The organism is Ilumatobacter sp. (assembly GCF_039969435.1).
Classification (GTDB): Bacteria; Actinomycetota; Acidimicrobiia; order Acidimicrobiales; family Ilumatobacteraceae; genus Ilumatobacter_A.
Map to the genome: position 1 here is coordinate 335,812 of NZ_JBDVNU010000009.1, position 15,171 is coordinate 350,982.

10 protein-coding genes are annotated in these 15,171 nt (G+C 69.7%); 5 read left to right on the top strand and 5 right to left on the bottom strand.

Annotated elements, in window-relative coordinates; all coding sequences use genetic code 11:
- Positions 1-117: 117 nt before the first annotated feature.
- The 5 genes from ABJK40_RS05705 to ABJK40_RS05725 are packed head-to-tail and all read right to left on the bottom strand — an operon-like array spanning position 118 to position 5,342.
- A complete protein-coding gene (locus tag ABJK40_RS05705) occupies positions 118-990 on the bottom strand; it encodes a type II secretion system F family protein (RefSeq protein WP_348478318.1) in 873 nt (290 codons plus the stop codon).
- Positions 987-1,868 (bottom strand): hypothetical protein, encoded by an 882-nt coding sequence (locus ABJK40_RS05710; protein ID WP_348478319.1) that lies wholly within the window; start codon positions 1,866-1,868, stop codon positions 987-989. The genes ABJK40_RS05705 and ABJK40_RS05710 overlap by 4 nt, the downstream gene beginning before the upstream one ends.
- Complete coding sequence (locus ABJK40_RS05715) at positions 1,865-3,253, bottom strand: ATPase, T2SS/T4P/T4SS family (protein WP_348478321.1); 1,389 nt, start codon at positions 3,251-3,253, stop codon at positions 1,865-1,867. The genes ABJK40_RS05710 and ABJK40_RS05715 overlap by 4 nt, the downstream gene beginning before the upstream one ends.
- Complete coding sequence (locus ABJK40_RS05720; protein WP_348478322.1) at positions 3,250-4,317, bottom strand: hypothetical protein; 1,068 nt, start codon at positions 4,315-4,317, stop codon at positions 3,250-3,252. The genes ABJK40_RS05715 and ABJK40_RS05720 overlap by 4 nt, the downstream gene beginning before the upstream one ends.
- The gene (locus tag ABJK40_RS05725) at positions 4,314-5,342 is read right to left on the bottom strand and encodes an SAF domain-containing protein (RefSeq protein ID WP_348510190.1); all 1,029 of its coding nucleotides are present in this window, start codon (positions 5,340-5,342) and stop codon (positions 4,314-4,316) included. Before ABJK40_RS05725 ends, ABJK40_RS05720 begins: the two co-directional genes overlap by 4 nt.
- 102 nt (positions 5,343-5,444) lie before the next feature.
- Here ABJK40_RS05725 and ABJK40_RS05730 point away from each other — a divergent pair, with 102 nt between their 5' ends.
- The 5 genes from ABJK40_RS05730 to ABJK40_RS05750 all read left to right on the top strand — a co-directional run bounded on the left by ABJK40_RS05730 (position 5,445) and on the right by ABJK40_RS05750 (position 15,161).
- Positions 5,445-5,897, top strand: a complete 453-nt coding sequence (locus ABJK40_RS05730; protein ID WP_348478324.1) for a prepilin peptidase — start codon at positions 5,445-5,447, stop codon at positions 5,895-5,897.
- Between the two features lie 81 nt (positions 5,898-5,978).
- Positions 5,979-7,079 (top strand): ABC transporter substrate-binding protein, encoded by a 1,101-nt coding sequence (locus ABJK40_RS05735; RefSeq protein ID WP_348478325.1) that lies wholly within the window; start codon positions 5,979-5,981, stop codon positions 7,077-7,079.
- Positions 7,080-7,164: 85 nt separating this feature from the next.
- On the top strand, positions 7,165-7,998 hold the full coding sequence (locus ABJK40_RS05740; protein WP_348478327.1) for a siderophore-interacting protein: 834 nt from the start codon (positions 7,165-7,167) through the stop codon (positions 7,996-7,998).
- Between the two features lie 255 nt (positions 7,999-8,253).
- Complete coding sequence (locus tag ABJK40_RS05745) at positions 8,254-9,903, top strand: PfaD family polyunsaturated fatty acid/polyketide biosynthesis protein (protein ID WP_348478329.1); 1,650 nt, start codon at positions 8,254-8,256, stop codon at positions 9,901-9,903.
- A gap of 29 nt (positions 9,904-9,932) precedes the next feature.
- Positions 9,933-15,161, top strand: a complete 5,229-nt coding sequence (locus ABJK40_RS05750) for an SDR family oxidoreductase (protein WP_348510191.1) — start codon at positions 9,933-9,935, stop codon at positions 15,159-15,161.
- The last annotated feature ends 10 nt before the right edge of the window (positions 15,162-15,171 follow it).

Here is a 15,171-nt window from a genome sequence, read left to right on the forward strand (position 1 = left end):
TCCTTGTGATGGGTGTCTTGCCTGGTGGGTGTTGCTTGCTTTCCCTGAACCGTCCGGGTGGACGATCCGAGATCTGTCGGCCGAGCGTCGGCGTGGTGTGTGACGGCGGATTCCACGTCAGATCCCCAGGAGTCCTGCGACGGCCGGGTAGCCCATGAAGCCGGCCCAACCGAGCACCATGGCTGCGACCGGGATGTTCATCGACTCGCTCTTCTTCTCCGCGGCGGTCGTCGCATCCGCCAACTCACGTCCACGCGCCGACTCGGCACGGGCCTTCAACGTCTCGGTGACTCGTGCACCGGACGTGCCCGCCAGCGACAGTGCGCCGGCGAGTTCGATCAGCGGGACGATCTTCAGCTTCTGACCGAGTGCGTCGAAGCCGCCCCACGGCGACTCGCCGTGCAGCGCCGAGTCCTCGATCGATTCCTGCAGGATGCGGAAGGGCCGACCGCTCCCGAGTTTGGAGGCGTCGGCCATGGCCGTGTTGACGCCGCCGCCACCCGAGATGCTCACGGCGACCAGACTGACGAACGCCGTCAGCGACTCGTTGAACTCGTCGCGCCGGGTCACGGCCTTGCGCTTCAACTCCACGTCCGGCGCGAAGTAGAAGGCGACGAAGCCGAAGATCAGCACGAGGGCGATGCCGAAGGCGCTGCGGGTGAACCCGAACAGGTACCCGACGGTCGCCATCAGGACGGCGCCACCGACTCCGGCGTTCAGCTTGTCGAGCGCATGGGTCTCCATGTCGCCGTCGGTGACCGCCACGTCGGCGGCGACGTCGGTGGTGTCGCCGCTGTTCGCCGTGGTCATCATCGCCATCGCAATCCGTCCCCACAGCGAGCGCAGCGCGGTCTGGTCGCTCGTGTGGATCGACACCTCGGAGAAGTCGGCGAGTCGATCCGACAGCGTCGGTGGCGCCGGGAACCAGCCGCGCACGACGAGCCAGACGCCGAGTGCGAGGAGTCCGCCGATGATGGCTGCCTGGATCATCGCGCCACCTGCTGGGAGTCGTGGGTCGAGTGGTCCGACCAGCGTTCGATCCCGGCGAAGACACGTCGCGGTTCGCCGGGTCGGCCGAGCCGGTAGAGCATCACGCCGGAGAGGAAGAACACACCGCAGATGAAGAACATCGCGACCTGGCCACCCGCCGAGTCGAACGGGGTCAGGAAGTCGCGCTGGGCGATGATCAGGAACAGGATCACGAGGAAGCTGATCCAGCCGGCCAGTCGGCTCTGGGAGTAGGTCCGGGTCCGGCTGGTCTCGATCTGGCGCCACATCAGCGACGAGTCACGTGCGCCCTTGGCCGTCGTGGCCAGGACACCCTGGAGGCTGCCGGCGTGTTGGCTGGTGGCGAGGATCAGCGAAGCGACGACCATGTCCGACAGCGGGTGGTGCATGTCAGCGGCGAAGCGCCTGAGCGAACGTGCGACCGACTGGTGCTGGAGCCGCAGCGAGAGGTCGCGGACCTCGGTGCGGATCGGGGCCGGTGCGACCCGGGCCGAGAGCTTCAACGCCTCCTGGATTCCTGCCGACGCCGCCATCGTGTCGCGCAGGCTCTCCGTCCAGACCGCGATGGCCTCGACCCGCTCGATCGCTTCGCGTCGACGACGACTCGCGGACGCCAGCGTCGGGAACAGGAAGCCCGACGCCGCGCCGTAGGCCGCGGCGACCGGCCAACGCGTGACGACCAGGACCACGACGCACGTCGACGCTCCGAGGGCGAACCGGAGCAGTGTCTGATCCGCCGACATGCGATCGTGGTCGCGCGAGCTGATCCGGAGTGCCTTGCCACGCCACCCGGCGACGGCCACCACGAGCCCCGCCATCGCAGCCATCGCGACGAGTGCGAATCCCAGTTGCTCGTTCATCCGACCGGGCTCCACGTGGCAGGGCTCCATCCGGCGAAGCTCAGACGCTCACTCAGGACCTCGCTGGGCGGCGTCTCGCGGACTGCTGGTCCGTCGATCCGCGGGGCGAAGAGTTCGTTGTAGCGGATGCCCTCGCCGCTGTCCTTCTGGACCTCGACGATGCTCGACACCACGCGCCGCATGTCGGGGAGCACCTTGAGATGCACCACGAGGTCGACGGCGTTGCGGTAGAACCCGTCGATCACGCTCATCGGGATCTCGTTGAGACCCTCGGCGCAGTAGCCGCGGACCCGGTCCGCCACACCCCTCGCCGAGTTGGCGTGCACCGTGCACATCGAGCCGTCGTTGCCCTGGCTCATCGCCTTCATCATGTAGAGCGCCTCGGCACCGCGAACCTCGCCGAGCACCACGCGGTCGGGCGACATCCGCAGGCATTCGCGGGTGAGGTCCATCATCGACAACTCGCCGACGCCTTCGACGTTGGCCTGGCGCGTCTCCATCTCGACGACGTTCGGATGCTCCTCCTCGAACGCTGCGATGCCGAGTTCCAGCGTGTCCTCGATGGTGACGATGCGCTCGTGCGCCGGAACCTCGAACAGCAGCGAGCGCAGCAGCGTCGTCTTCCCGGTGCCCGTGCCACCGGCGACGATGATGTTGCAGCGAGCGCGCACCGCGGCACGGAGGAAGGCCGCCATCGGTTCGTCGACGGTGCCGAATCGGATCTGGTCGTCGAGTTCGACCTTGCGGTGGTGCGGGCAGCGGATCGTGATCGTCGGACGTGAGGTGACCTCCATGATCGCGTGGAGACGGAACCCGCCCGGCAGACGCATGTCGACCCGGGGGTTCGACACGTCGAAGCGACGTTCGGTCCGACCGAGTCGAGACGACCACCGGTTGACCAGTTCGACGAGCGCTTCGTCGCTCTCGGCAACGGGCGCCACACGATCGGGCGCGACCTGACCGGAGCGGTTGACGAACACTCGGTCGCACCCGATGACGAAGATGTTCTCCACGGTCGGGTCGAAGAGGAACTCCTCGAAGCCGCCGAGCCCGAACAGGTCGGCCTTCACCCGCCGGAAGAGTGCTTCTTCGGCATCGAGGTCGAGCACCGGCTCCGCCGCAGCGGTCCTCTCCCTCGCGTACGCGTCGAGACGCTTCCAGATGATCGGCTCGGCGCGTGCCGCCTCGTCCTCGGGGCTGATCTCGGCGGTCTCCAGACCGGCGTCGGCTCGCCGCACCTCGGAGATCTCACCCGCCGCTTCCTCCCGGATGCGTGCGACGAGATCGAGGTCGATCGGCTGGGAGAGGGGTGCGGCGGGTCGCGGGGAGATGCCGAGGTCGTGTGCGTCTCCGGGGCGACCGAGGTCGTGCTCGGTGGAGGTCATCGCCCACCCACTCCCGTGAGGGCCTGGTGTGGTCGACGCGGCACCGTGATGTCGGGATCGTCGGCGACGTGGGGACCCGTCCAGAGGTGGTCGTCGGCCACGTGGGGACGGTCCGGGGTGGGACGGCGATCTGCGGCCGGCGACACGTTCGGCGAGACCGGTGCCGGCGGAACCGGAGCCGGCCGAACCGGCGACGACGAGAACGGAGCCGCGGGAACCGGAGCGGGCGGAGCCGGCGCGGACGGAACCGGAGCCGGCGGGACGGGCGCCGCCGCGATGTCTCGACCGCGGCCCGCGGTCACGATCGGGGCCGATCGGTCGACGTGACGGGGCCGGGGCGGGGTCGGTGGTTCGTCCGGCGTCGCACCGATCAACTGACCGGCGAGAGCGTCGACGCACCTCCACAGGGTCGACCTGCGCAGCGATCGGGCGACGTAGCGACCTCCCGTGAAGGCCGAAGCCACCGTGCGGTCGTCGGGCAGCACGGCGGCGAGGGGCAGGCCGGCGAGCGTCGCGACCTCGGCCGGGTGATGCGGTCCGTCGCCGATCGAGACGATGGACGGCCGGCGACCGTGCGCCTCCAGCAGGCGGGTTCCGTAGAGCAGCGACTGCACGTCTTCGACCCGAGGGCGGGTCACGACGAGGACGTGGGTCGCACAGGCGACGAGGGGGAGGGCGGGGCTCGAGTCGGAGAGCCGGCCGAGGTCGATCACGACCGGCCGGCGCAGACCGCCGACCTCACGGGCGAGCACCGGTGCGACGTGTTCGAGCGCCCGTGCGGCCAACGCCGGATCGGTCGGCGCGAGGAGACAGTCGACGCCGCGCAGATCGGCGGAGTTCTGCTGCACCAACTCGGCTGAGAACCCTCGGCGCATGTCGGCCCAGAGGGTGCGCAGCGACGGGTCGGCCGACATCGCGAACCGCAGCCCGATCACACCGCCGGCCGGGTCGGCCTCGATCAGGAGCGGCCGGACGCCACGGTGGGCGAACGCTGCGCCGAGTGCGATGCCGAGTGACGTCGCACCGGGGCTCGATCGGGTCGAACAGACGGCGATGACGGTCACGACTCGCCTCCGTCGTCGGTGGTCTCCGGATCGGCTGTCGCATCGGGCTCCGTGGCCGCATCGTCGTCGCCGGGCACTGCCTGTTCCAGTGGCTCGCCCGGTTCCACCGGGTCGGCCGGGCCGATCGGATCGATCAGCTCGTCGGGGAAGCCGCTGTCGAGCAGGGCGATGCTGATCCGCCCCTGCTGGACCCGTTCGGAGATCAGGAGACTCGCGGACTCGTTGATGCGCAGCGACACGAGGTACACGTCGGCCTGCTGGAGCCCGGCGACCTCGACGATCTCACCGACGGCGATCTCCTGCGGCTCGGCTTCCTCGCCGATCAGTGCGTCCCGGCCACTGACCTCGATGATGCGGACGCGGTCACCGGGCAGGAGACCGACGATCGGGTACTGGCCGGGCTGGAGTGCGGCGCCGATGATGACGGTGGGCTCGTCGCCGGTCACGTCGGCGACGAACTGCGCGGGCACGACGATCGAGCCCGCACCGATCGGACCCGTGGCGACCTGGCCGATCAGGGTGCTGAGCTCGTCGGGGCTGATCGCCCGGACGTTCTCGTCCGCGGCGATCGACGCCGTGGTGAGGTCGGCCTCGGTGATCACCTGGCCGGCCTCGATCAGATCGGCGGCGACCAGGACCTCCACCCGGTCGGACAGGCCCCGCCACAGCGACGACGCCGCGATCCCCGCGACGACCACCAGCACCAGGCCGGCGGCGATCCACGTCGTGTTGCGTGCCTTGGGTGGGGCGGTCGGCAGGCCGACCTTCGATCGGGTGGGCGGGTCCTGACGAGTGTCGTTCTCGGGTGTCTGCGTCGAGGATCGGCCGTGGCCGTTCACTCGTTCTGACTCGATTGTGTCCATCATCTTCGGCTCCAGATCGGCGGGTTCGGAGTTCGTGGGCACGAGGCGTACGGCGGACGAGATGTCGCTGACTCGCTTCGGTCGGGCTGTTTCGACCCACCAGGCAAGGTATGCGTGGACCCGTCGACGGGGAACGGGGAGGAGTCCCCCTTCCTGGTCCACGACACCCCCGGTACGGTCCGAACCCGTGCGACCAGAACCCGCCAACCGGTCGATCGACGAGGCCCCTCGCCTGCCGGACGTCGGGGTCGGACGACCGATCCCATGACGGCGACCATCGCCGTCGCCACGTTCGCCGTCGGGGTCGCACTCGCGCTCGCGGCCACGATCGAGGACGCCCGGACCCACCGACTCCCGAACCGCCTCGTCGGCCCCTGCGCGGCCGTCGGTGCAGTGGGCCTCGCCGCGGCGTCGTTCGGCGAACCGCTGCTCCGCTCCCCCCACCTCGTGCTCGGCGCCGTGGCGTTCGCCGGACCGTGGTTCGTCGTCCACCTCGTCAGCCCGTCGTCGATCGGCTTCGGTGACGTCAAGTTCGCGGCCGCCCTCGGCATCTACCTGTCATGGTTCGACCCGATCGCCGGACTGTTGGCGTGCGCGCTCACCCTCCTGGCCGCGTGGCCGCACAGCGTCGTCCACGCGCTTCGTCGGACCGGCGCCACCGTGCCACTGGGGCCGTACCTCCTGATCGGCGCCGCCGCCGCGGCCATCGTGGCGTGATCCGTCCGCTGCCCGTTCCAGGAGTTGGGTGCCTGCGCTCTTCGACAGAATTTCGGTCAAACTTTGTTAGGCTTGCCTACCATGACGACCATCCGTTCATCCATCGGTACGGAGGCGGTCCTCGCTGTTGCGTTCGCGCTGGCCGTCGCAGCGTGCGGATCCGGCGGCGGGTCGGACTCCGCTGCGCCGGATCGCGGGCCGACGACCGAGTCCACCGCCGCGGCGAGCGAGTCACCCACGACCGGACCGCCGACCACGGAATCACCGAGCACCGAACCGGCGAACACCGCCTCCGAGTCGGCGACGAGCACCCCTGCGGCCACCGACCCGGAGTCGGTCGCCACCACGGCCACGATCACCCACGAGTACGGGACCTTCGAGATCCCCTTGCACCCGCTCCGTGTGCTCGCCCTCGAAAACCGACGTGACCTCGAGACCGCCGTCGTCCTCGAACTCCCCGTCGCGGCGATCGGTGCGTTCGGAGGCGATGGGGAGGACGTGGTCGCACCGTTCGTTCCGATCGACCTCGACGGCATCGAGATCATCGACAACGCCGAGTTGAACCTCGAGCGGATCGCAGCACTCGCTCCCGATCTGATCCTCGCCCGTGAGATCTACCTGAACGACGGCGAGGCCGAACAACTGGGCCAGATCGCTCCGATCCTGCCGATCGCCGGCGACGGATCATGGCGCGACGACCTCGAGCAGCTGGCGGGCTGGCTCGAGCGCTCGGACCTGCTCGACGACGCCCTCGAGGACTACGACACCGCCCTCGACGATGTCCGCACGCGCCATGCCGACCGACTGTCCACGCCCATCGCGATCGTCGAGTACTACCCCGCTGACGACACCTTCTACGCCGGTGGTGTCGACGACTTCCAACTCCAGGCGAACACGCTCGGGGAACTGGGTGGAACGCTGGTGCCGTTCCTCGCCGACCGCAGCTATTTCGACGAGCCCTTCAGCATCGAGAACCTCGGGGAGATCGCCGACGCGGGCGCGATCCTCCTGGTGTCCAACTCGCAGGAGGATCGAGACCTGCTGGCTGCGAATCCGATCTGGCAGCAACTCCCGGCGGTGGTTGCAGGCAGCGTCGTGGTCACCGACACCCGAACGAACCAGGGTTCCGTGTACGCCGCCACCGAGTCGATCCACTCCTCGACCAGCTCTACGACACGATGATCTGAATGGCACGCGCGCCAACCATTGCAGTCAGCAGGAGCGACGACTCCGTCGTTCCCCGAGCGCACATCAGGTGGGAGCACCGATGACACCACCCATGTACGGGACGGTCGAGCAGATCGAACGACTCGGCGCGTCGATGATCCGCGTCGTCTTCGGCGGGCCCGGATTGGACTCGTTCGCAGCGACCGACCGCACCGACCAGTACGTCAATGCGCTGTTCGTTCCGGAAGCGGCGACCTACAGCGCGCCCTTCGAACCCGCGGAGGTGTCGTCGCTCGATGCGGATCTCCGTCCGCGGGGACGGCGGTACACGGTGCGCAGGTGGGACGAGACCTCTCGTCTGCTGACCATCGATTTCGTCGCACACGGCGACGCCGGGTACGCCGGTCGATGGGCACGGAGGGCCCGGCGCGGCGACACCCTCCAGATGGTCGGTCCGAGTGGCGGCTACCGTCCCGATCCCGAATCCGACTGGTACCTCATGACCGGCGACGAGAGCGCCCTTCCCGCAATCGCCGCATCCCTCGAGGTCGTGCCGGCCGGGTCGCACTGCGCCGTGCGGGTGGTCGTCGACGGACCCGACAGTGAGATCGAACTCCCGGGTCCCGGCACGCTCGACGTGAAGTGGCTGCACCGGCGTACCGCCGCCGAGCCCGACACGTTGCTCGCCGATGCCGTCGCGTCGCTCTCGTGGCGACCCGGCACCGTCGACGTGTTCGTCCACGGTGAAGCGTCCGAGGTGCGTGCCGTCCGCCGGTACCTCCTCGAGCATCGTGGAGTCGATCGCGAGCGTGCCTCGATCTCGCCCTACTGGCGTCGCGATCACACCGACGAGGCATGGCGCGCGACGAAGCGCGAGTGGCTGGCCGCACAGGATGCCGACACCCCGGTGTCGGACCGGGCTCCGGCGGGGTGAAGCCGGCTCACGAGAGGACGGCCGCGGCGGTCGCGAGATCCTGGGCGAAGGCGGCTGCGCCCGTCGCTGCGCCCAACAGTCGTTGACACGTTGCCCCACTCGCCCGTGTCGGGCGATCTCGGACCGAAGTCACCCCCCGTTTTGAGCGGGCCGCGCCGATCGGTCGACCCCTCCGACGAAGTAGGGTCGTCCTTCCGTGCGGTACGTGTCGACTCATCCTCCACGCCCCGTGGAGTACCGCGGTCCGGCGGCGCCGTGAGTGCTTCGGAGCTCGCGGTGGAGTGCGTCACGGACGGGGCGATCGCAGGTCTGATCACGTCGCAGCCGCCAGCGTTCACGCCCACCGCCATCGCCGACATCACCGAGCAACTGCGCGAGCGCGTCTACGTCGTCCTCGACCCGTCGTCCGGCGCCCGCGGCGTGGCCGTCGAGGGATCCATGGTCGAGGTCGGCACGCCCGAGTCGTGGCCGGTGGCGGCCGTACTGCCTCCGATGTTCCCCGAGTGGCTCGGCGATCGCAGCTTCACCGAGGTCCACGGCACCCGGTTCCCGTACGTCAGCGGTGCCATGGCCAACGGCATCGCCACGACCGACCTCGTCATCGCGATGGCCCGCGCCGGGTGCATGGGGTTCTTCGGAGCCGCGGGCCTCGCTCGCGACCGGATCGCGCTGGCCGTCGACGAACTCACGGCCACCCTCGGGCCGTCGGGGGCTCCGTGGGGCTGCAACCTGATCCACTCCCCCCAGGAACCCGAGCTCGAGGCGGCGGTCGCCGACCTCTACATCGAGCGCGGGGTGCGACGCGTGTCGGCAGCTGCGTACATGTCGCTGACGCCGGCGATCGTGCGCTACGCCGCCAGCGGAATCACCCTCGACGACTCCGGGCGGGTCCGGAGGCCGAACATGGTCTTCGCGAAGATCTCGCGCCCCGAGGTCGCACGCCACTTCATGAGCCCGCCGCCGCGCCGGATGCTCGACGCCCTCGTGGCGCAGGGGCAGCTCACCGCCGCCGAGGCCGACCTCGCCGCGTCTCTGCCGGTCGCCGAGGACATCACCGTCGAGAGCGACAGCGGCGGCCACACCGACAACCGCCCGCTCGGCCCGCTGTTCTCCACCATCCAGTCACTGCGCGACGAGGTCGTCGCCGAACACGGCTACACGCGTCCGATCCGGCTCGGCGCTGCAGGCGGGATCGGGACGCCCCAGGCGGTCGCATCGGCGTTCGCTCTCGGAGCCTCCTACGTGCTGACCGGCACGGTCAACGAAGCCTGCGTCGAGTCCGGCCTGTCCGACGAAGGCAAGCAGATGCTCGCCACGGCCGGGATCGCCGACATCACCATGGCACCCGCCGCCGACATGTTCGAACTCGGCGTCGACCTCCAGGTCCTCAAGCGCGGCACGATGTTCGCGCCGCGGGCCAAGAAGCTCTACGAGCTCTACCGTTCGTACCGATCGCTCGACGACATCCCCGCCGACGAGATCGCCGAGCTCGAGAAGATCCTCGGCACCACGGTCGCCGAGTGCTGGGAATCGACCCGCGATTTCTGGATGGATCGCGATCCCGCGCAGGTCGAGCGAGCCGAACGCGAGCCGCGCCACCTGATGGCCCTCACGTTCCGCAGCTACCTCGGGCAGTCCAGCCGTTGGGCGATCGACGGCCAGAGCGAACGGATGCTGGACTACCAGATCTGGTGCGGACCAGCGATGGGGGCGTTCAACGAGTGGACGGCCGGCTCCTTCCTCGCCGATCCAGCTCGACGAACCGCGGCCCAGGTGGCGATGAACCTGCTCGAGGGTGCAGCCGTCGTCACGCGCGCCCACCAGCTCCGCACGTTCGGCGTCGCCGTCGATCCGTCCGGCTTCGACTACCGACCCCGCCCGCTCGACATCCCGGCGCTCCACTGAGCGCGACCTCGATCTGCTTCAGGACCTCCATGACGACCAGCCACACCCACCCCGATTCCCGGACCCGGCGCCCACCGATCGCCGTCGTCGGCGTGTCGGCTCTCTTCCCCGGGTCGACCGACTCGACCGGCTTCTGGAACGACATCGTCGCCGGCACCGACCGGATGACCGCCGTTCCCTCGACGCACTGGCTGGTCGACGACCACTACGACCCCGACATCACGGCACCCGACAAGACCTACGGCCGCCGCGGCGGATTCCTCGACACCGTCGAACTCGACGCGATGCAGTTCGGCATCCCGCCGTCGTCGGTCGACTCGACCGACACCGCCCAGCTCCTCGCCTTGATCGTCGCCCAGCGCGTCCTCGACGACGCCACACGCGGGCAGATCGGCGAACTCGACCGTTCGCGCACGTCGGTGATCCTCGGGGTCACGTCGGGTCAGGAGCTGTTCGGATCGATGGTCAGCCGGATGAACCGGCCGCTGTGGCTCCAGGGCATGCGTCGCGCCGGTGTGCCCGAAGAGGCCGCCCAGGCCGCCTGCGACCGGATCGCCGACCTGCACCCGGAGTGGACCGAGGCCACCTTCCCCGGCCTGCTCGGCAACGTCGTCGCCGGGCGCATCGCCAACCGACTCGATCTCGGCGGCACCAACTGTGTCACCGACGCAGCGTGTGCATCGTCGTTCTCGGCGATCTCGATGGGCGTGAACGAGCTCTACCTTGGCGACAGCGATCTGGTCATCGCCGGTGGCGTCGACACCATGAACGACATCTTCATGTACATGTGCTTCTCGAAGACTCCGGCACTGTCCAAGTCCGAGGAGATCCGGCCGTTCTCCGACCAGGCCGACGGCACCATGCTCGGTGAGGGCCTGGGCATGTTCGCGCTCAAGCGTCTCGACGACGCCGAGCGCGACGGCAACGACGTCTACGCGCTCATCAACGGCGTCGGTTCCAGCTCGGACGGACGTTCCAAGAGCGTCTACGCACCGGTGTCGTCGGGTCAGGCCCGGGCGCTCGGAGCCACCTACGCCAAGGCCGGGTACGGGCCCGAGACCGTCGAACTCGTCGAAGCGCACGGCACGGGAACGGTGGCGGGCGACGCCGCGGAGTTCGGAGGGCTCGAACTGGCCTTCGAAGCATCCGGACGCCCCGACCGCCAGTGGTGTGCGCTCGGTTCGGTCAAGAGCCAGATCGGCCACACCAAGTCGGCGGCCGGCGCTGCGGGGTTGTTCAAAGCGGTCATGGCGGTGCACCACAAGGTGCTGCCGCAGACCGCCAAGATCGAGCGTCCGAACCCGGAACTCGATCTCGAGAACTCGCCGTTCCACCTCAACACCCGGACGCGCCCCTGGGTGCGCAGCTCCGATCACGAACGGCGCGCATCGGTCAGTTCCTTCGGGTTCGGCGGATCCAACTTCCACATCACGCTCTCGGAGTACACCGGCTCGGGGACTCGTGCCCCGCGCCTGCGGACGAGCGGACCCGAACTCGTCGTGCTCGACGGCACCGACGCCCAGGACCTCGTCGCACAGGCCCGCACGCACACCGATTCGCTCACCGACGCCGGCGCACTCGCACGACTCGCACACAGCAGCCAGTCCGCGCACACCGCAGCGGCCGGCGTCCGCCTCGCCGTCGTGGCGGCCGACGAGAACGAACTGCGCGAACGGCTCGAACAGGCGATCACGCGCATCGAGGCCGCACCCGACGACGCATTCACCATGCCGTCCGGCGTGTCCTACGGCGTCGGTCGACCGGCGGGCGACGTGGCGTTCGTGTTCCCCGGGCAGGGCAGCCAGTACGTGTCGATGGGCAGCGCGACCGCGATGAACTTCGACGAGGCCATGGCCGCGTGGGACCTGGCGGCCGACTGCGACTGGGCGGGTGAACCGCTCCACGACGTCGTCTTCCCGATCACCACCTTCGCCGACGACGCCGCCGCGATCGACGCCGCCCGCCTCACCCGGACGGAGTGGGCGCAGCCCGCGATCGGTGTCACGAGCATGGCCCTGCTGCGCCTGCTCGGATCCATCGGGGTGACCGCCGCACAGGTCGGCGGTCACAGCTTCGGCGAGATCACGGCGCTGCACGCCGCCGGCGTGCTGTCGGCCGCCGACATGATCGACGTCGCCCGACGCCGCGGCGAACTGATGGCCGACGCTGCCACGACCCCGGGCTCGATGACGGCCGTGGTCGGCTCGATCGACGAGGTCCGCACACTGGTCGAGGAGTCGGGCGCCGACGTGGTGGTCGCCAACCACAACGGCCCCACCCAGGTCGTGCTGTCGGGTGCGACGGACGCGATCGAGGCAGTCGAGTCACACCTGACGGCCTCCGAGGTGAGGTTCAAGCGGCTGGACGTCGCCACGGCCTTCCACTCTCCGATCGTCGGTGGCGCGAGTGCCGAGTTCGGCACCTTCCTCGACGGGATCGAGTTCGACACACCGACGATGCCCGTGTTCGCCAACGCGTCGGCCGCCCCCTATCCGACCGGGGCCGGCGAGATGCGGGTGCAGTTGAGCGGGCAGATCGCCAGTTCCGTCCGCTTCGTCGAGATGATCGAAGCGATGTACGACGCCGGTGCCCGTACGTTCGTCGAGGTCGGGCCCGGGTCCGTCCTCACGTCGCTGATCGGACGCATCCTCGACGGTCGGGACCACGCCGCCATCCAACTCGACAAGCAGAACGCGTCCGACCTCACGCCGCTGCTCCGCGGGCTCGGGCAACTCGCGGCCGCTGGTGTGGAGATGGACCTCGGCGCACTGTGGTCCGAGTACGACGACCCCGCCAACTCCGTGGTCGCCGCGGCCAAGCTCGCGATCCCCATCAACGGTGCCAACACCGGGTCGCCGTATCCGCCGCACGACCTCACCGAACTCGTCGGACCGAATCCCACCGTGACCGCCCGACCGACTCCGACCGTCCCCGACGCGGTGACGCCGACCGCTGCTCCCCCGGCAGCGCCATCCCCGGCGCCCGCCGCACCCGCACCCGTCGCCGCATCGCCAGCACCGGCACCCGCACCGATCAGCGCCGCTCCGGCCTCACCCGTACCGGTCGCGCCCGCTCCCGTGCCCACCCCTGCCGCCGCCAGTGTCCTGGCGGCATACCAAGCGGCCCAGCAGCAGACCGCTGATGCGCACACCGCCTACCTCGACTCGATGGCCAGGTCCCACGCGGCGTTCCTCGACGCTGCCCAGGACGGCCTCGCCGTGCTCGGCCGCCTCGCCGGCGTGGACGTCCCCACCACCGCACCCCGCACCGTCACACCGGTCGGCACCGCCGCCGCTCCTGCTCCGGCAGCGGTCGCTCCCGTCGAGCCGGTCGCCCCGGCCCCGGTCGTCGCGCCGGCGCCGACCGCGCCGACGCCGACCGCACCCGCCGCACCGGCCGCACCCGCACCGGCACCGGCTCCGTCTTCCAACGGCAGTGCTCCCACCCCCGACGCCGTGGACATGACCGCAGTGATGCTGACGATCGTCGCCGACCGCACCGGCTACCCCGCCGACATCCTCACCATGGACATGGAACTCGAAGCCGACCTCGGCATCGACTCCATCAAACGCGTCGAGATCCTCAGCGCCGTCCAAGACGCCGTCCCCACCCTCCCCGACGTCGACCTCGGCGTCATGGCCTCACTCGACACCCTCGGCCAGATCGTCGACTACCTCGCCCAACAGAACGACAGTGCGACCGGTGGCGGCACGTCGATGCCCACCGAGACGATCGAGCTCGACGAACCACCCGTGACCGGATCGACCTCGTTCGGTCGCCATGTCCTGCGCGTCGTCGAAGTTCCGATCTCCGAGCCCGTCCGACCACTCAGCGGCATCCGCGGTCGTCGGGTCCACGTCGTCGACGGCGGGTCCGGAATCGGTGACGCGCTCGTCAGCGCGCTGACCGACGCCGGCATCGACGCACACCTCGCCGACACCGCATCGGCCGACCGCGGTTCCAGCGTGATCCTGCTGACCGGTCTGCGAGACGTCACCGACGCCGACGAGAGCTCGGCGATCAACCGCGACGCATTCGCCGCAGCCCAGCAGTTCTCCCGCGGTGCCGCGGGTGGCTCGTTCGTGGTGGTCTCGGCGCTCGGAGGACGCTTCGGCTCCGATGCGTGCACGCCGACCGCAGCGTGGTCGGCCGGTCTCACCGGCCTGGCGCGCACCGCTGCGATCGAATGGTCGGGGACGACGATCAAGTCGATCGACGTCGAGCGAGGCTCGTTGTCGCCCGACGCGATCGCTGTGGTCATCACGACCGAACTCCTGTCGGGCGGCGACGAACGCGAGATCGGCCTGGCCCTCGACGGGCGCCGGTACTCCGTTCGCACCACACCCGTCGATGCCGACCCCGGCGCGACGCCGATCGGAGCCGACGACGTCATCGTCGTCTCCGGAGGCGGTCGTGGCGTCACGGCGACGACGATCATCGAACTGGCCCGAGCGTCGCAGGCGACCTTCGTCCTGCTCGGCAGGTCCGAACTCGTCGACGAGAGCCCGACCCACGCCGCCGCGCCGGACGACGCTGCACTCAAGCGGGTCGTCCTCGACGAAGCGGTGGCGGCCGGCACGACCCTCACCCCGAACGAACTCTCGCGGACCGTCGGCGGAATCCTCGCCGGCCGCGAGATCCGGGCGACCGTCGCCGAGATCGAGCGGGTCGGGGGCACCGCCACATACGTCGCCACCGACATCACCGACGCCCGATCCGTCGCCGACGCGTGCGTCGCCACCCGCGAGCGGTTCGGCTCGATCACCGGCGTGGTCCACGGCGCCGGCGTGCTCGCCGACAAGCTGATCGTCGACAAGACGACCGACCAGTTCGACCTCGTCTTCGACACCAAGGTGCTCGGCATTCGCAACCTGCTCGCCGCCACCGCCGACGACGACCTTCGACTGCTCTGCCTGTTCTCCTCCGTCGCTGCCCACAGCGGCAACACCGGACAGGCCGACTACGCCATGGCCAACGAGGTCCTCAACAAGGTGGCCGTCGCCGAACGGCGCCGTCGTGGCGAGTCGTGCATCGTCAAGTCGTTGGGATGGGGCCCGTGGGCGGGTGGCATGGTCACGCCGTCGCTGAAGTCCCACTTCGAGGCGATGGGTGTGGAACTCATCGACCTCGACGACGGTGCGCAGATGTTCGTCGACGAGATCGCGAGCCGACATCGCGATCAGGTCGAGGTGCTCCTGGGCGGTGGCGTGCAGCCGTCGGCCGAGGCACAGCGGTCGGCCGTCGCCGTCGGCGCGTGACCGGACGTCA

Coding starts and splice junctions, on each gene's coding strand:
- ABJK40_RS05705 (WP_348478318.1), bottom strand. CDS start 990: ATGATCCAGGCAGCCATCATCGGCGGACTCCTCGCACTCGGCGTCTGG.
- ABJK40_RS05710 (WP_348478319.1), bottom strand. CDS start 1,868: ATGAACGAGCAACTGGGATTCGCACTCGTCGCGATGGCTGCGATGGCG.
- ABJK40_RS05715 (WP_348478321.1), bottom strand. CDS start 3,253: ATGACCTCCACCGAGCACGACCTCGGTCGCCCCGGAGACGCACACGAC.
- ABJK40_RS05730 (WP_348478324.1), top strand. CDS start 5,445: ATGACGGCGACCATCGCCGTCGCCACGTTCGCCGTCGGGGTCGCACTC.
- ABJK40_RS05735 (WP_348478325.1), top strand. CDS start 5,979: ATGACGACCATCCGTTCATCCATCGGTACGGAGGCGGTCCTCGCTGTT.
- ABJK40_RS05740 (WP_348478327.1), top strand. CDS start 7,165: ATGACACCACCCATGTACGGGACGGTCGAGCAGATCGAACGACTCGGC.
- ABJK40_RS05750 (WP_348510191.1), top strand. CDS start 9,933: ATGACGACCAGCCACACCCACCCCGATTCCCGGACCCGGCGCCCACCG.